Source organism: Anaerococcus porci, assembly GCF_034090325.1.
Taxonomy (GTDB): Bacteria; Bacillota; Clostridia; order Tissierellales; family Peptoniphilaceae; genus Anaerococcus; species Anaerococcus porci.
This window is the reverse complement of record NZ_JAXDSU010000008.1, coordinates 1-15,444: the sequence shown is the minus strand read 5'-3', so window position 1 is coordinate 15,444 and position 15,444 is coordinate 1. Positions and strand designations below refer to the sequence as shown.

Annotated in this window: 19 protein-coding genes and 1 tRNA gene; 4 read left to right on the top strand and 16 right to left on the bottom strand. The window is 29.6% G+C overall.

Annotation, left to right across the window (positions count from 1 at the left end; all coding sequences use genetic code 11):
* Positions 1-8 precede the first annotated feature (8 nt).
* The 5 genes from abc-f to SOR60_RS01150 form a co-directional block, all read right to left on the bottom strand.
* A complete protein-coding gene (abc-f, locus tag SOR60_RS01170) occupies positions 9-1,928 on the bottom strand; it encodes a ribosomal protection-like ABC-F family protein (protein WP_320594988.1) in 1,920 nt (639 codons plus the stop codon).
* Positions 1,929-1,934: 6 nt separating this feature from the next.
* Positions 1,935-2,573 carry a redox-sensing transcriptional repressor Rex gene (locus tag SOR60_RS01165; RefSeq protein WP_154540999.1) on the bottom strand — a complete coding sequence of 213 codons (639 nt, stop codon included), beginning with the start codon at positions 2,571-2,573 and terminating at the stop codon, positions 1,935-1,937.
* 14 nt (positions 2,574-2,587) lie between these two features.
* Complete coding sequence (locus tag SOR60_RS01160) at positions 2,588-3,037, bottom strand: hypothetical protein (RefSeq protein ID WP_154540997.1); 450 nt, start codon at positions 3,035-3,037, stop codon at positions 2,588-2,590.
* Positions 3,038-3,043: 6 nt separating this feature from the next.
* Positions 3,044-4,870, bottom strand: coding sequence for a translational GTPase TypA (gene typA, locus SOR60_RS01155; protein WP_154540995.1), 1,827 nt, complete (start codon positions 4,868-4,870; stop codon positions 3,044-3,046).
* 121 nt (positions 4,871-4,991) lie between these two features.
* Positions 4,992-5,390: an ATP-binding protein gene (locus SOR60_RS01150; RefSeq protein ID WP_154540993.1), complete on the bottom strand. Its 399-nt coding sequence runs from the start codon at positions 5,388-5,390 to the stop codon at positions 4,992-4,994.
* A 131-nt stretch (positions 5,391-5,521) separates the two neighbouring features.
* Between SOR60_RS01150 and rd the strand changes: the two genes are divergently transcribed.
* A complete protein-coding gene (gene rd, locus SOR60_RS01145) occupies positions 5,522-5,680 on the top strand; it encodes a rubredoxin (RefSeq protein WP_154540991.1) in 159 nt (52 codons plus the stop codon).
* A gap of 62 nt (positions 5,681-5,742) precedes the next feature.
* Entirely contained in the window at positions 5,743-6,339 is a 597-nt protein-coding gene (locus tag SOR60_RS01140; protein WP_154540989.1) for a TVP38/TMEM64 family protein, read from the top strand.
* Positions 6,340-6,682: 343 nt separating this feature from the next.
* On the opposite strand, the gene SOR60_RS01135 is transcribed toward SOR60_RS01140, so the two are convergent.
* The 11 genes from SOR60_RS01135 to SOR60_RS01085 all read right to left on the bottom strand — a co-directional run bounded on the left by SOR60_RS01135 (position 6,683) and on the right by SOR60_RS01085 (position 14,393).
* Positions 6,683-7,534, bottom strand: coding sequence for a glycosyltransferase family 8 protein (locus SOR60_RS01135; protein WP_320594987.1), 852 nt, complete (start codon positions 7,532-7,534; stop codon positions 6,683-6,685).
* 8 nt (positions 7,535-7,542) lie between these two features.
* Positions 7,543-8,511, bottom strand: a complete 969-nt coding sequence (locus SOR60_RS01130; RefSeq protein WP_154540985.1) for a YitT family protein — start codon at positions 8,509-8,511, stop codon at positions 7,543-7,545.
* A gap of 56 nt (positions 8,512-8,567) precedes the next feature.
* Complete coding sequence (locus SOR60_RS01125) at positions 8,568-9,749, bottom strand: coenzyme F420-0:L-glutamate ligase (protein ID WP_154540983.1); 1,182 nt, start codon at positions 9,747-9,749, stop codon at positions 8,568-8,570.
* A gap of 434 nt (positions 9,750-10,183) precedes the next feature.
* Positions 10,184-10,918 (bottom strand): NAD-dependent protein deacylase, encoded by a 735-nt coding sequence (locus SOR60_RS01120; RefSeq protein WP_320594986.1) that lies wholly within the window; start codon positions 10,916-10,918, stop codon positions 10,184-10,186.
* Between the two features lie 32 nt (positions 10,919-10,950).
* On the bottom strand, positions 10,951-11,109 hold the full coding sequence (locus SOR60_RS01115; protein WP_176270015.1) for a hypothetical protein: 159 nt from the start codon (positions 11,107-11,109) through the stop codon (positions 10,951-10,953).
* Between the two features lie 8 nt (positions 11,110-11,117).
* The gene (locus SOR60_RS01110; protein ID WP_229771223.1) at positions 11,118-11,819 is read right to left on the bottom strand and encodes an ABC transporter permease; all 702 of its coding nucleotides are present in this window, start codon (positions 11,817-11,819) and stop codon (positions 11,118-11,120) included.
* Positions 11,820-11,856: 37 nt separating this feature from the next.
* Positions 11,857-12,645 (bottom strand): ABC transporter permease, encoded by a 789-nt coding sequence (locus SOR60_RS01105; RefSeq protein ID WP_320594985.1) that lies wholly within the window; start codon positions 12,643-12,645, stop codon positions 11,857-11,859.
* A complete protein-coding gene (locus SOR60_RS01100) occupies positions 12,642-13,340 on the bottom strand; it encodes an ABC transporter ATP-binding protein (RefSeq protein WP_154540973.1) in 699 nt (232 codons plus the stop codon). The genes SOR60_RS01105 and SOR60_RS01100 overlap by 4 nt, the downstream gene beginning before the upstream one ends.
* Positions 13,333-13,683, bottom strand: coding sequence for a GntR family transcriptional regulator (locus SOR60_RS01095; protein WP_154540971.1), 351 nt, complete (start codon positions 13,681-13,683; stop codon positions 13,333-13,335). The genes SOR60_RS01100 and SOR60_RS01095 overlap by 8 nt, the downstream gene beginning before the upstream one ends.
* 8 nt (positions 13,684-13,691) lie before the next feature.
* Positions 13,692-13,952, bottom strand: coding sequence for a barstar family protein (locus tag SOR60_RS01090; RefSeq protein ID WP_154540969.1), 261 nt, complete (start codon positions 13,950-13,952; stop codon positions 13,692-13,694).
* Positions 13,953-14,393 carry a ribonuclease domain-containing protein gene (locus SOR60_RS01085; protein WP_320594984.1) on the bottom strand — a complete coding sequence of 147 codons (441 nt, stop codon included), beginning with the start codon at positions 14,391-14,393 and terminating at the stop codon, positions 13,953-13,955.
* A 44-nt stretch (positions 14,394-14,437) separates the two neighbouring features.
* On the opposite strand from SOR60_RS01085, the gene SOR60_RS01080 reads away from it, so the two are divergent.
* Together SOR60_RS01080 and SOR60_RS01075 are read left to right on the top strand one after the other, a co-directional pair.
* Complete coding sequence (locus tag SOR60_RS01080; RefSeq protein WP_320594983.1) at positions 14,438-14,899, top strand: 2-thiouracil desulfurase family protein; 462 nt, start codon at positions 14,438-14,440, stop codon at positions 14,897-14,899.
* 104 nt (positions 14,900-15,003) lie between these two features.
* Positions 15,004-15,080 (top strand) — tRNA-Pro (locus SOR60_RS01075).
* The last annotated feature ends 364 nt before the right edge of the window (positions 15,081-15,444 follow it).

Sequence of the window (15,444 nt, the reverse complement as noted above, 5' to 3'; positions counted from 1 at the left end):
CTGTTATCTTAATCTTCAAGCTCTAAAGAAAGTTCAAGCCATTTATTTTGAAGTCTTTGCTTTTTATCTTCTAGGTTTTTTATGGTATCAAAAGTCTTTATAACATTTTCTTGATTATCAAAAAAACCATCTTTTAAGCTATCTTCAGTTAGTTTATGAATCTTTGCATCAATAGAGTTTGTCTCTTTTTCAAGCTTTTCTATTTCTTTTTTTATCTTTCTAATTTCATTTCTTTGAAGTTTTATCTTTTTTTCTTCCTTTTTTATTTGAGTCTTAGTTTTTGAAGGCTTCTTCTCATCTACCATAGCCTCTTCTTTAGTTTTTTGTACATAGTAGTCATAATTTCCCAGATATTCCCTCATATTATCCTTATGCATATCTAGTATTTTAACTGCAATCTTATTTAAAAAATACCTATCGTGACTAATTACTAAAACAGTTCCTTCATAGGCTAAAATAGCATCCTCTAAGGCTTCTTTTGAATCTATATCTAAGTGGTTGGTTGGCTCATCCATAAGAATAAAGTTACAATCAGAAAGCATCAATTTAAGCAAAGAGATTCTTGCCCTTTGACCTCCCGAAAGCTCATTTATAGGTTTTTTGACATCATCTCCATAAAACATTATCTTTGCAAGGTAAGATCTTATCTGAAAATCTGTAAGGTCAGGATAAGCTCCTCTTATCTCATCGAAGATATTATTTTCAAGATTTAATGACTTTTGCTCTTGATCAAAATATCCTATATTTACGCTTGAACCTATGTCTACCTTTCCACTATTCTTTTTTTCCATACCCATAATTATCCTAAATAGAGTTGTCTTTCCTACCCCATTTTCACCTATTATGGCTACCCTATCATTTCTGTAGATATCAAATGATATGTTTTCAAAAATTGTCTTATCATAAGATTTTTCTAAATCTTTTACACTAAGTACATCTACACCTGATTGGATTCTTGGAGAAAATTTAATATTTATACTTTCAGAATTATTCATAGGTTTTTCTATCCTATCCATCTTATCTAAAAACTTTTGCCTTGACCTTGATTGGGATATGCCCCTTTTTCTCTTAGAACCTCCAAGGTTTTTAAGCCTATCTATAATTTCTTCTTGCCTTTTTATTTCCTTTTGTTGGGTCTTATAAAGGTGATTTTGTACTTTTAAATCCTTTTTTCTTTGGTCCATAAAGAAAGTATAGTCACCATCATATATCTTAAGACTTTTATTGTCTAGAAGAAATATCTTAGATACTGTTGCATCTAGAAAATACCTATCATGGCTTATAACTATTACAGATCCTTTGAAATTTTTGACAAAATTTTCTAGAAAATTTATAGCATTTATATCAAGATGGTTGGTTGGCTCATCCAAAAGAATTAAATCAGGTTTTTCAAGCAAAAGACAGCTAAGCTCAACTCTTGCCTTTTGTCCTCCTGAAAGCTCTCTTATCTTTTTATCAAAGTCATCTTCACTAAAGCCCATGCCAATTAGAGTTCCTCTTATTTCTGACTTATAAGAATAACCATTTGATTTTTCAAACTTATCACTTGCATTTTGATATTCCTTCATAAGGTCATTAAGCTTATCAGAATTCTTTTCCTCACCCATCTCCTGCTCTAAGTTTCTTAATTTTTCTTCAAGTTCAATAAGGTCTTTAAATACATTGAGGCAGTAATCATATATGCTCTTATCTGAGTCAAGACCTAGCTGTTGCTTTAAATAGCCAACTCTTACATCATTAGGTATATGAATACTGCCATCATCTTTTGATATTTCTCCAGTAAGTATATTAAATAGTGTAGACTTTCCAGAACCATTATTTCCAATTAATCCTATCTTATCACCCTTATTTATAGTAAAAGAAACATTTTCAAATATATCTTCTGTAGGATAGGATTTCTTTAAATTTGATACTGACGCTACAATCATAATAATCTAAAATGTGAAATCTTCTGGCTTGTTGATAAAATATGTTAGGGTAAAGAGTGACTCATCTAGATGAACATTTTCAATTACCACATCATTTTTTGTCTTTAAATCAACAGGAGCAAAATTCCAAATTCCTTTTATTCCTCCTTCACATAAGATATCGCATATCTCTTGAGCTCCTTCTTTAGGTGTTGTTATTATTCCGATATCTATATTGTTTTCTTCTAAGTATTCTTTAAGATTATCTGTTGATAATACTTTAACTTCTTCATTAGCTAACTCTTCATTGTTTTTATCAAATACAGCCTTGGTATTATAATCTAGTGACTTAAATCCTGTATACTTATAAAGTGCATGACCAATATTTCCAAAGCCTATAATTACCATAGAATACTCTTTGTTTACCCCTATAATTTTTGCAAGCTCATCCATTAATTCACGTACATTATAGCCATAACCTTGTTGTCCAAAACAACCATAATGATTTAAGTCTTGCCTAATTTGACTTGCTGTAAGTCCTGTTATTTGTGAAAGTTCCTTTGATGAAACCCTTACTATTCCCTTTTCATTTATTGCCTCTAAATACCTATAATACTTTGGCAATCTTTTAATTACAGATAAAGAAACGTTTGAACCTTTTTTCATATTTACCTCCAATTTTATTGTTCTTTCTTGTTCAACCCATCATCATTAGACTTATATCTACCTAGTAATATTAAATTAATTATGTGTACTATGTATACTACAATAAGTGCTGTATAAAAAACTTGTTGACCCATTGTTACTAATCTTTCTTCAACTGCTATATATTTTGGAATTACTGCTATATATTTACCTGCAACAATTATGGCATGGTAACTTAAAATAATAAAAGCTAAAACCGTAACTATGGCTACAAATATGGAAAAAGAACGGCTGTTCTTTTCCATTAATATATATAGTCCATAGATAAACATCAATATCCAAGATAAAAGAAGGCTCAAATTCCAAGCTTTATCATATAAATCTGTATTAATGTTTATAAAGTTTATTAATATTGGTCCTATTAGTAGCAGTAATATAGATAAAAGCAGTAAAAAAGACAAAGTTTTTTCAAATCTTTTACCCATATTTACCTACTTGCTATTTTTCTTTGACTTATATCTTAGGTTGTTGTTAAGAATTTTCTTTCTTATCCTAAGATTGTGAGGTGTTATCTCAATAAGTTCATCCTCTTCAACAAATTCCATCATTTCTTCTACACTCATAATCTTAGCAGGTGATAAAACTAGTGCATCATCTGCTGCAGATGCCCTAACGTTAGTTTGCTTTTTCTTTTTACATACATTTACATCTATATCAATGCCCTTAGCATTAGAACCTATAACCTCTCCTTCATATACTTCATCTTGAGGTTTTACAAAAAGTTGTCCCCTAGATTGGGCTGCATGAAGACCATATGTTGTTGCAACACCTGTTTCAAATGATACTAAGGAGCCTGCTTGTCTTTTTGCAATATCTCCCTTATATATTTCATATGAGTCAAATTCTGTATTTAAAATACCTGTTCCCTTAGTATCTGTTAAGAACTCTTGCCTATATCCTATTAAACCCCTTGCAGGTATTTTAAATTCCATTCTTGTATAACCTGATGAATTAGGGGCCATATTTATTAGCTCACCCTTACGAAGTCCTAGCTTTTCTATAACTGAACCTGTGTACTCTTGATCGACATCTATGGTTGCTATCTCCATGGGTTCAAGAACTTTTCCATTCTCATCCTTTTTAAACATAACCTCAGGTTTTGAAACTTGAAACTCATATCCTTCGCGTCTTAAATTTTCAATAAGAACTGATAAGTGAAGTTCTCCTCTTCCTGAAACTTTGAAAGCCTCAGTAGAATCTGTAGTTTCAACCCTAAGTGAAACATCTGTTTCCTTTTCTTTAAATAACCTATCTCTCAAGTGCCTACTTGTTACATAATCCCCATCACGACCTGCAAAAGGTGAGTTATTTACAGAAAATGTCATAGAAAGAGTAGGTTCAGATATCTTTGTAAACTCTATAGCTTCGCTATCAGCCTCTGTACAAATAGTATCACCTATATTTATATCTTCCATTCCTGAAAGGGCAACTATTGACCCAAATTTCGCCTCTTCTACTTCAACTCTTTCAAGTCCTTCAAATTCATAGATAGTAACAATCTTTGACTTTAATCTTCTATCTGGATTATTGTAATTTACAATAAGGCATGAGTCATTTTTAGAAATCTTACCACTTTCAACCTTACCAATTGCAATTCTTCCAAGGTAATTATCATAGTCTGTTGTTGAAACTAGAACTTTAAACTGACTATCTTCTTTCGCCTCAAAGACTGGAGTGTATTTTAGAATTGTATCTAGAAGATCTGTCATATCATCTTTTTCCTCTCCAAATTCAAGGGATGCCCATCCTTGTTTTGCTGATGCAAAAACAAATGGAGAATCAAGGTAGGATTCGTCAGCTTCAAGAGAGATAAATAAGTCTAGAACTTCATCCATGACCTCTTCAACCCTTTGGTCAGGCCTATCCACCTTATTAATACAAATAATTGCAGGAAGGTTAAGCTCTATTGCCTTTCTTAATACAAACTTTGTTTGTGGCATAGGACCTTCATGACTATCTACTACCAAAACAACTGCCTCAGCCATGTTAAGTACTCTTTCAACCTCTCCACCAAAATCTGCGTGTCCTGGAGTATCAATAATATTAATCTTTGTATTCTTATAATTTATGGCTGTGTTTTTTGATAATATGGTAATTCCTCTTTCCTTTTCTATAGAATTTGAGTCCATTACCCTTTCATCTACCTTTTGGTTTTCCCTAAAAATACCACTTGTCTTTAAAAGACCATCTACTAGTGTTGTCTTTCCGTGGTCTACATGAGCAATAATCGCCACATTTCTTATATCTTCACGTTTCATTAAAATCATCTTCTTTCTTAATCTAATCTACTATTAATGCTATCAATTTATTATATCATATGTGATAAGATTATCAATAATTCACAAAAAAAATACTTGATATTTTACAACATACCAAGTATTATATATACAATTTCATCCTAGAGTCTCTTCTTACCAAGGCAGTTATCATATTATCCCTTATTATAAGCTCTTCAGCTAGGCTATAGACAAGCTTTATTCCTCTGCCATGGTCAGTAAAGGCATCATTTTCTATAAAATAGTCAATTCCTTCCCCTTCATCTTTAACCTTTATCAAACAATAATCTTCATCTAAAACAAAGATTGTATCAATAATTTTATCATACTGACATCTATTTCCATGTTTGTATGAATTTATAATAAGCTCATCTAGTATAAGCTTGATTTTAAATATTAAGTCATCTTCTACAGATTTTTCAATAAGGATATTTATAAGTTTATCTCTAAAATCTTTTATAAGCTTTAAATCTGTAGGTATTATAGTTCTTATTATTTCCATAATATACCTCTCTTGTTTTATATGTATACCCAAATTTACTTTTTTATCAATTATTTTACAAATTAAGTAAATTATTGATTTTTTTCAATTTGTAGTATAATAAGTCTATAAAGATACGAAAGGAGATTATTATGAAATACGTATGTACAGCTTGTGGATATATCTATGATCCTGCAGAAGGAGATGTTGATAACGGAATCGACGCAGGAACAGAATTTAAAGACCTTCCAGAAGATTGGGTTTGCCCAGTTTGTGGAGTTGGTAAAGATATGTTTGAAGAACAAGAATAAAAGATTTTTGAGGGCTGTTGCTTTTTGCAACAGTTCTTTTTTAATCATATGTGTAAAAAATCATGAAAACATTTTTTAAAAAATATAAAAGAAAAATAAAATTTATCCTAAGCTTAATAATTTCTTTAATCATTCTATTTGGACTATATAAATTATATAAACTTGGTATTCTAACAAACGAAGAAAAACTCTATACCTACATAGGAAACTTTGCAATCCTAGCTCCCTTTGTATTTATAATATTAAAAATTTTAGTAGGACTTCTTCCATTTATTCCAAATACCCTAATAGTTCTTATAGGTTTTGCACTTTTTGGACCTTTGTGGGGACTTTTTTTAAATTACATTTCATCTCTTATAACTGGAGTATTAAATTTTTCTATAACTAGAATATATGGAGAGAGAGTTCTCAAGAAATTTTTATCAAAAAAGAATTTAAAAAAATATAAAAGGATTAGATATCAAAGTAAAAATCGCTTTAAAAAAATCTTATTAATAAGTTGCATAATACCATTTGCTCCTGATAATGCCCTATCCCTTATTGGGGGATTAAAGGATATTAATTTTAAAGATTATTTTAAAGTAATTCTTCTTGGTAAGTTTATAGAAATAATTTTACTTTCTATTATAATCTATAAACTAGGACAAATTTTGATATAAGATTTTAGAAAAATTATTAGTAGGTGGATTTCCCTGAATTTAAGAAAAAATTTACACTGACCTCAAAAGTTAAAATAAAAAATAACTTAAGAAGGTCAGTTTTTATCCTAAAATATAGCTTTACTCATAAAAAGCGTTAGAGTATGAGGTTAATACTTATAAGACATGGCTTTTAACAATATTAAATTTCTAAAAAATAAGAAATGTTCTAAAGGCTTAAAACTAAATACAATAAGCCTTATAAAATTAAAATATATTATACTTATATTTTTTCTTTAGTAAGAAGTTAAAAACATAGATTTTTAACAGATCAAGTTTTTATTATTTAAGGATATATTATCTTCTACATATCCTCTATGTTTTTATATATCCTATCTGCCTTTTTCAGAAAGTATTTATAAAGTGAAGCAAATATACCTATGTATTCCTCATCAAACCATGGTTTTCTTTTTCCGCAAAAGTGTAAAAACTTAGTATTATCCATAACATAAGATAAGTCCCAACCTTTATTTTTTAACTTATAAAATAAAAATTTTCTAGCATCATAATTGTATTCTAGCTCGCTTATACTTATAATATTATTTCTAAAAACCACATTTAGTAAATCCTGATCTGGCATTAGAAGTCCAAAACTTTTACTTTCTTCTATGTACTTTTTGACTTCTCTTTCATAATTTTCGCTTTCTCTTGCAAGATTTAAGTTAATCATTAATATTCCAGAGTTAAAATAATTACTAATATCATCATACCCTGAGCTTAAGCTTAGTCTTGTAACATTAGCTCCCTGAACTGCTGGAGCAGAATGAGTTGCTGCTGCAAAAAGATTATCCTTAAAGTCAATATTATAAAGTTTCTCAAAAGAATTTAGAACAAGAATATCAGGATCTAGATAGAGAATCTTGCCTAGATTTTCTGGTAGGTATTTATAGGCTAAAAGCCTATAATACATCTCTTCTGTATAGTAAAATGTAGTTTTTGCCCCCATAAATAAAGCATCAACTTTAATACTTATTAATTTTGATTTATTATCACTTATGTTCTCAACAAAATCTTCAAGTTTTTCAATTTTTTTATCACTTATATTCTTATGAATTAGATAAATATTATACTTATTCTTTGTATTTTCAAACAAAGAAACGAGCATAACCCTGAGCGGTCTTAAATAATTCTCATCACAAGAAATTAATATATTCATAAAATCACCTAATGTAAATCTGTTGAATACCAACCTTTACCAATTATAGATGAAGTATCTATAACTGTTATAAAGCAGCAGGGGTCAATTTCTTTTATAAATCTTCTAAATAAAACAGCCTCATAATCATTTGTAACACACAAAAATATTGACTGATCTTTTTTAAAATATAGACCTTTTCCATCAATTACTGTAGCTGACCTATTTAGCTTATCTCTAATAAATTCTGAAATTTCATCTTGCTTATTTGTTATTATCAAAAAAAGTTTGGCTGTATTAAATGAACTTATAAACTCATTTACTACAACTCCTTTCATCAATAAACCAAGACAAGATAAGAGCCCTATCTCAATTCCAAATATTTTTATTGATAGGATAGTTAGGATAGAATCTCCCATAAGTAGGGATTTTCCAATATTCATATTGAGATATTTATTAATTATCATTGCTATTATGTCTGTTCCACCACTTGATGCTGATAGGTTGAAAAGTATGGATGAACCAAGGGCTGGTATTAAGACTGCACAAAATAATTCTAAAAGCTTATTATCTGTCAGGGTAGATTGAAGTGGAAAAATTTTATCTAAGACTATAGCTGTTAGAGAATTTAGTATGGATACATAGCCTGTTTTGAAGACAAAATTCTTACCTAGTATAAAATAAGCAAGTACTAATAAGGAAATATTTAGTATCAAGGTTGTAAAGGCTGGAGTTACTGGCAGGGAATTTGATATAAGTATAGACGCTCCCTCAACCCCTCCTATTACAAAGTTATTTGGGTATTTGAAAAAGTGAGTGCCATTTGCCATCAAAATTGCTGCAAAGGTCATCATGAAAAATTTCTTTTTTCTGCTCATTGGCTTATGAGCAAAACGGTCTTTCACTCTATCCTTCCTTAAAAGCTTTATGGCAGTATTTCTATCAAGTATATGCCTTATCATATCCTCGTCTTTTTTAGGATTTGTTTCCTTATTCATCTTTTATTTTTTTAATCCTCCAAGTTTATAAAAAAAAAGCCCGAAGGCTTTTTCCCTTAATTGTTTGAATAATTATCAAAATACCCTTGTATAAGAACAATAGGGGTTCCCTTATCACCTGAACCAGATGTAAGATCGCAAAGTGATCCTAAAAGGTCTGTAATTTGTCTAGGTGTTGTTCCTAGAGTTTCATCAGTACCTTTTAAGTTTGATGATTTATTTGCAATTCTTTCTTTCATAGCTTCAGTTCTTTGTTCAATTGAAAGGTCTTTAAATTCATTATCAGCTATATATTTGATTTTAAGCTCATTTGGTGTTCCCTCTAGTCCTTTTGTATATGCTGGAGATACAACAGGATCTGCAAGTTCCCATATCTTTCCAACTGGATCTTTGAAAGCACCATCTCCGTAGATCATAACTTCAACTTCCTTACCAAATTCTTTAATAAATCTTTTTTGAAGTTCATCTACAAATGCTTGACCATTCCTTGGGAAGAGTTTTACAACATCTTCTGTAGAAAGATTTGAACCAAGTAAACCATAATCTTTATTATAACCTGAACCATCAATTGACTCTGTCATTATTTCATCTAGTGAGTAAACTTCTTTAGCACCAGAATTTTTTAGTAATTTTTTAGTTAATTCCCTTGTGTGGATTGAACAAACTAATACACTTTCTGTAAATTTAAGAACATCCTTAGGATTATTAAAAAAGTGTACTTCTGAGTTTTCTGCCATTTCCTTATATAAAGAAATATAGTCAACTCCAGTAAATTCGTGTTTGTAATCTCCAGCAAGTTTTCTGAATTCTTCTTCATTTAGAATATCAGAATATGGATTAACATCACTTTCAAATAAGTCAAGCTTATCCATAATATAGTTTCCTACCTCATCTTGTGGGTAAGATAAGCAAATGTGTAATTTTTTACCACTTAATGCAAAGGCCTTTAGCATAATTGAGAACCTATTTCTACTTAAAATTGGAAATAGGATTGCTATTTCATCTCCCTTAAACTTATTATTGATGTCTTTAGCAATTTGTTCACAAGATGCATAGTTTCCTTGAGCTCTTGCTACAAGTGATTCAGTTACACAGATTACATCCTTGTCATTAATTTTGATATCATTTGATTTAACAGCATTAACTACGCTATCAAATACTATATCTTCTAAGTTATCCCCTGTCTTAATGATAGGTGTTCTCACACCCATTGATACTGTTCCTATTAATCTATCCATACTCTCTCCTTCCTGTCGTATTATACAACAAGTTTTTAAAAAAATAAAGAATTTTTTTTAGGATTTTACCTTCTGTTTTGTCTTGCATTTAGGACATTTAACAATAATTTTGCCTTTTCCCTTAGGTATACGTAATTCCTGTTTGCATGATTTACATTTAATATACTTATACTCAGAATTCCCAAACATTTTCCTTTTTAGATATCTATATTTTTTTTGGATTGGATTTAAAATTTTAAGTTTAAATATATAATTCTCACTATTTCTTTGCAAATCATTTAAAGATAAAGTTCTAAATATAGCATATATAAATATTATACTTGCAAATATATTTAGAAAAGTCTCCTTGACGAAAAAATTTATTACTAAAAATAATATAGCTTGCCATACAAGAGCTATAGATAGTTCATCTATTCCATGTCTTTTTTTCAAAATTAAACACCCTCCACTAATTCTTTCATAATTTTTGATATATCTCCTTGTAAAAGGAAATCAGCACTTTTATCTTTTGGAGTAGGATCCATATTTATTACTATGAGCTTATTACCTCTATAAAAGTCAATAAGTCCTGCCGCAGGATAAACTACAAGACTTGTTCCTCCTACAATCAAAACATCAGTCTCACTAATAAGTTTTACTGCATAAGATAAATTATCAGAATTTAAGCTCTCTCCATATAAGACTATATCAGGACGAACTAATCCTCTGCATACATCACACTTTGCAGCACGATTGAAGCTTTTTACATAATCAAGGTCAAATTTTTTACCACAATCTAAACAGTAATAGTCTCTCAAGTTTCCATGAAGCTCAATTACATTCTTACTTCCAGCTTCTTGGTGAAGGGAGTCTATATTTTGTGTTATAACCGCCTTAAGTTTACCGATATTTTCAAGTTTTACCAAAGCCTTATGGCAATCATTAGGCCTTATACCTTCAATCATCAGATTTTCTTTGACATAATCCATAAATTCATCAGGATGATTTGTAAAAAACTCATGGCTTAACATATACTCAGGAGAGTAATCTGAATCATTGTTTCTATTGTAAAGGCCTGTTGCAGACCTAAAGTCAGGAACCCCTGATGCAGTTGACACACCTGCTCCTCCAAAAAACACAATATTGTTTGATTCTTTAATTATCTTTTTTACTTCACTTATATTTTCCATAAATCCCCCTTCCTATATAAAACTATACCGCTTTAATGTTTTTTATTATTATCACAACTCGCCCCTAAAAATGCTCCTATGACAGCGCATCCTACAGATACCATCTCTTTTGATGGAAAATCATAGATATTATTTATAATAACAGATACAATCACACCCAAAAGTATTCCAATATACATGTTTTTATTCATAAGACTCCTCAAGATAGGTCCAAATCATTTTTTAGGATTTTTATATTAAAAAAACTAAGTATTAAAGCTGTAAGTATGTAATATAAAAAACCTGTAATGTTTAGAAGCTTCCTTCCACTTACTTTTACATAAGCTGATATAAAGGCCAAAGTATTGTCTCCACTTCTTACTAGACTTCCATCACTTAGGAATAAAAAATACCTATTTAGAAAAAATCCACCAACAAAGATAAGGCCTATAAGTAAAATTATAATAATCACTGTATTTTTCCTTTTAAATAAGAACCTATCCATCTGCATAAACAAAAATATTAAAAGGCTAAATACATTTAAAATTATCATAGCAAATATAATTGATATTAAAGACCATATATTCATAAATCTACCTGATAGATAAAATAAAAATATAGATAAAAATACCAAAAGATAAAAAAATATATTTATTACCAAAAGTTTTGCTGTCAAAAATTCTCTTGCTGAAATAGGAAGAGAAAAAGTTAATATCGACCTATCTGTATAAAGGTCCTTGTAAAAGGTATTTATAACAAAATATATCATAGTCATTATAAAGACCCCTATGAGGATTATCTCAATAGAGTTTATAGCAGAACCAACTTCCAAAAGACTTGTAAAAGAACCAATAGTCCTTACAGATACAAGACTTACAAGAAGAATTACAAAGCAAATAAAAGTCGATAGGAAAAATTTCATATTTGATTTCACGTCATATTTTAAGTACTTACGCATATTAAAAATCTATCCTTTCTTCTATTAAATACTCATTTATAAAAAATGAAATTGTTATTATAAGTAGGCTTAAAAGAGATGTCCGTACATTTATCCCCAAAATCTTTCCATCAAGACCCATATATACCATAGAGATATCAACTCCATTTATATGGATAAGATTTTCTAGAGAGAAATTTCTTAAATTAAGGCAAACAGGACTTAAAACATATATATTTCTAAAAATCCATATTATTAATGAAAATAAAACTATGGCAAGAACTATAGTTACAAAATTATAGTACCTTTTAAATATCTTAACCCTAGACAAGCTTAGACCTAAGACTAGCAAAAGATAAGCCATAGAATAATAAAGTCCCAATACAAAGCTAAAAGTAGAAATTCTACCTACAGTAAAAGCTATTGTTATCTCCTTTATACTTAAAATAAAAGATGAAAATAAAAGCCAGAATATATAGGTAAAGATTGAAATAAAAGCTACAATTAGACTTACCAAAAACTTCGCCATTAAAACCTTTCCTACAGATATATTTATAGTAAATGTAATATAAGATGACTTATCAAATATGTCCCTTTTAAATCTAGATGCAAAATATATCAATGAAATAGCAAGGATTATAATGCCTTGAGCAATTATCAAAATGAGAATTGCCAACTGCCTATCATTTACTCCAAGACTATCAGACTTTGCCATAAGTCCAATAAAACTTGCTGATAAAAGACTTAAAAATATCTCTAACAAAAGAAATCCACTTGATCTTTTTAGCTCATATCTTAAATACCTAATCATATAACAAAAATTTCCTTATATAAATCAACCATTTGCTTTTTGTACTTATCCCTTAAGTTTTCTGCGTCATCTTCAAGGATTATTTGACCCCTTTGAATAAAGGCTGCCCTATCAAAAAGATTCTCCAAATCTCCTATTTGATGTGTAGTAATAATTATTGTTCTACCTATATCTACAGTTTTTATTATAGATGCTAAAATCATATCCTTGGCAATTGGGTCAACCCCCTCAATCGGCTCATCTAGGATATATAATTTTGTATCCCTTGAAAGAGTTAGTGCCAAAAGAAGTCTTTCTTTCATACCCTTAGATAACTTATCAGAATAACCTTCTTTTGGGATTTTCATATATTCTAAAAGGTCCTTGCAGACTCTCATATTGAAATCATCGTAAAAATCCTTATAAAGATTTATTGTATCTTCTATTGTTAGATTATCATAAAGATGGTAGGCATCAGGAAGATAAGAAATAATCTTTTTTGTTTCAAGTCCTTGTTTTTTTCCATCTATTATAATCTCTCCATCATCAGGTTTTATAAGACCCATTATAGACTTTAAAAGAGTTGTTTTACCAGAACCATTGGGACCCATAAGACCCAAAATCTTCCCTCTTTCAAGCTTTAAATTAAGACCATCTAGGACATTGGTCTTTCCATATGATTTTTTTAAATTTTTAATCTCTAAAATATTATCCATTAGAATTCATCCTTAAATTTATAAAGTCAAAAGCTCCCTCATTATTAATACCTATTGAGTTCATTTTATCAAAGTATTCATTCAAATACCCATTGGCAAACTCTATTATGAGAGCATTTTTCTTATTCTCATCTATAGTCATATAGTAATAGTCACTTCTTGATTCTATCAAGTCCTCATCCATAAGTCTTTGGTAGGACTTATCAACATAAGATGGATTTACCCTAAATTTATTTATAAGAAAGTCCTTATCATAAAATTTATCTCCATCTTTTAAAAGGTTTCTTATAATATTTAAGGCTACAAAATCTCTAATTTGATTATTAACTGACCTATCTTTCATAAAAACTCCTAACTAAACTTCAAAAAATCTATATCAAGGTCAAAAGTTAAACTTGCCTTCATAAAACATGATATGACTCTTTCACCATAATCTCCAAGACTTTCATAGATTTTTCCATAATTTTTTATAACAATTCTTTCATCTTCTATAGAAAGAAGGTCAAAAAGTCCGTCAAGATTATTAGCCTCATATTCAAAGTCAAAGCTTTCATTTAATAGATCATAAAAATCTTTCTTTGACCTTATATCTTTAAAATCAACAATTATCATCTAATTCTCCTTGCTAAAGCTATTATAGTGGTCATTAGTGTAATAAATATTAAAGTCTTCGTCAAAGACAAGTCTTTCAGGACCTCTCTTTCCACCATTATAATTTACATCACACTCTTTGTAATCTCCTTCAGGAAGATTTTTTTCAAAATTTCCAAAATAATCTCCCCCTATAACTCCCTTATCGGTAACTTCCCACAAGTTTCCCTCTTTTGGAATCCGACCAAGCTTTCTGGCTTCTTTTTTCGTAAGGTAGTTTGGAGGAAGTTTCTCATACTCTTTTAAGTAAGCTATAACATCATATTTTTTATAATAGGCCTTATCTTCTGAGATAGTACTTTCATTTGATATCTTTGTTGTAGAAGAGTCTACACATCCTGTTAAAAGAAATATCACAGAAAAAGCAAATAAAAATTTAAGTAAAAAGTTTTTAATTCTCATTTCCCATCTCCTTTGCTATAATTATATCAGAATGGAGGCTTAAAATGAATGTTCTAGTGTCAAAGTGCCTTTTGGGCTGTAAGTGTAGGTACGATGGAGATGATAATAAAATAAAGGAAATTAATCAGATAAGAAAAAACAACCCTAGCCTTAATTTTATAGGAATCTGCCCTGAAGTAGAGGGAGGAATGGAGATTCCAAGAAAGCCTTGTGAGATAAAAAATAAAAAAGTTATTAATGAAGATGGGGTCGATAAGACTCTATTTTTTAAAAAGGGTGCAGAGATTTCTAAGAAAAAAGCTTTAAAAAATAATGTGAAAGTTGCCCTACTTAAGGCAAAAAGTTCATCTTGTGGGAAAGACTATATCTATGATGGATCTTTTTCAAAAAAACTTATAAAGGGAGATGGAATAACTTGCCAAGCTTTAAAAGAATGTGGTATAATAATTTTCAATGAGAAAGAAATTGATGAGTTTTCTTCTTATATTATTGGAAATTTTTCCTAGTTTATATCCTAAATCAAGCCAATCTTACAAAAGGTTAAAAACTTTTAAAAAAGATTTGACAAAAGTATTTAAAGGCTGTATACTATATATTGTCGTTAGGACATCGGGGTGTGGCGCAGTTTGGTAGCGCGCGTGGTTTGGGACCATGAGGCCGAAGGTTCGAATCCTTTCACCCCGACCATTTTATTGCAAGCTTGCGCTTGCTTTTTTAGTTGTAATACGTAAATTTTCCCTTTTAAATGCACCATGTGGTGCTTTTTTTATATGTATTTTTAAATAACTTTTTAATAAATAACATTAAAGTTTAGTCAATATTATTTTTTATAATTTAATTGTATTGATTAAAATATTATATAATTAAAACTTATATATATTGCATTTTATAATCAATTATGACACTTAATACTAATACCTATTTAATTCCATATATTGTATCCAATCTCTATGAGTTATACTTTTAACCATTTCTTTAGTAAGGTGATTTATAGTTTCACATAATCTATTTACAACATCTGTTAATGAATGAAAAAACTCATTTCTAAATC

What these genes read in the sequence shown, in the direction of transcription:
- abc-f (WP_320594988.1), bottom strand. Translation starts at nt 1,928, where the DNA reads ATGATTGTAGCGTCAGTATCAAATTTAAAGAAATCCTATCCTACAGAA.
- SOR60_RS01165 (WP_154540999.1), bottom strand. Translation starts at nt 2,573, where the DNA reads ATGAAAAAAGGTTCAAACGTTTCTTTATCTGTAATTAAAAGATTGCCA.
- SOR60_RS01160 (WP_154540997.1), bottom strand. Translation starts at nt 3,037, where the DNA reads ATGGGTAAAAGATTTGAAAAAACTTTGTCTTTTTTACTGCTTTTATCT.
- typA (WP_154540995.1), bottom strand. Translation starts at nt 4,870, where the DNA reads ATGAAACGTGAAGATATAAGAAATGTGGCGATTATTGCTCATGTAGAC.
- SOR60_RS01150 (WP_154540993.1), bottom strand. Translation starts at nt 5,390, where the DNA reads ATGGAAATAATAAGAACTATAATACCTACAGATTTAAAGCTTATAAAA.
- rd (WP_154540991.1), top strand. Translation starts at nt 5,522, where the DNA reads ATGAAATACGTATGTACAGCTTGTGGATATATCTATGATCCTGCAGAA.
- SOR60_RS01140 (WP_154540989.1), top strand. Translation starts at nt 5,743, where the DNA reads ATGAAAACATTTTTTAAAAAATATAAAAGAAAAATAAAATTTATCCTA.
- SOR60_RS01135 (WP_320594987.1), bottom strand. Translation starts at nt 7,534, where the DNA reads ATGAATATATTAATTTCTTGTGATGAGAATTATTTAAGACCGCTCAGG.
- SOR60_RS01130 (WP_154540985.1), bottom strand. Translation starts at nt 8,511, where the DNA reads ATGAATAAGGAAACAAATCCTAAAAAAGACGAGGATATGATAAGGCAT.
- SOR60_RS01125 (WP_154540983.1), bottom strand. Translation starts at nt 9,749, where the DNA reads ATGGATAGATTAATAGGAACAGTATCAATGGGTGTGAGAACACCTATC.
- SOR60_RS01120 (WP_320594986.1), bottom strand. Translation starts at nt 10,918, where the DNA reads ATGGAAAATATAAGTGAAGTAAAAAAGATAATTAAAGAATCAAACAAT.
- SOR60_RS01115 (WP_176270015.1), bottom strand. Translation starts at nt 11,109, where the DNA reads ATGAATAAAAACATGTATATTGGAATACTTTTGGGTGTGATTGTATCT.
- SOR60_RS01110 (WP_229771223.1), bottom strand. Translation starts at nt 11,819, where the DNA reads ATGAAATTTTTCCTATCGACTTTTATTTGCTTTGTAATTCTTCTTGTA.
- SOR60_RS01105 (WP_320594985.1), bottom strand. Translation starts at nt 12,645, where the DNA reads ATGATTAGGTATTTAAGATATGAGCTAAAAAGATCAAGTGGATTTCTT.
- SOR60_RS01100 (WP_154540973.1), bottom strand. Translation starts at nt 13,340, where the DNA reads ATGGATAATATTTTAGAGATTAAAAATTTAAAAAAATCATATGGAAAG.
- SOR60_RS01095 (WP_154540971.1), bottom strand. Translation starts at nt 13,683, where the DNA reads ATGAAAGATAGGTCAGTTAATAATCAAATTAGAGATTTTGTAGCCTTA.
- SOR60_RS01090 (WP_154540969.1), bottom strand. Translation starts at nt 13,952, where the DNA reads ATGATAATTGTTGATTTTAAAGATATAAGGTCAAAGAAAGATTTTTAT.
- SOR60_RS01085 (WP_320594984.1), bottom strand. Translation starts at nt 14,393, where the DNA reads ATGAGAATTAAAAACTTTTTACTTAAATTTTTATTTGCTTTTTCTGTG.
- SOR60_RS01080 (WP_320594983.1), top strand. Translation starts at nt 14,438, where the DNA reads ATGAATGTTCTAGTGTCAAAGTGCCTTTTGGGCTGTAAGTGTAGGTAC.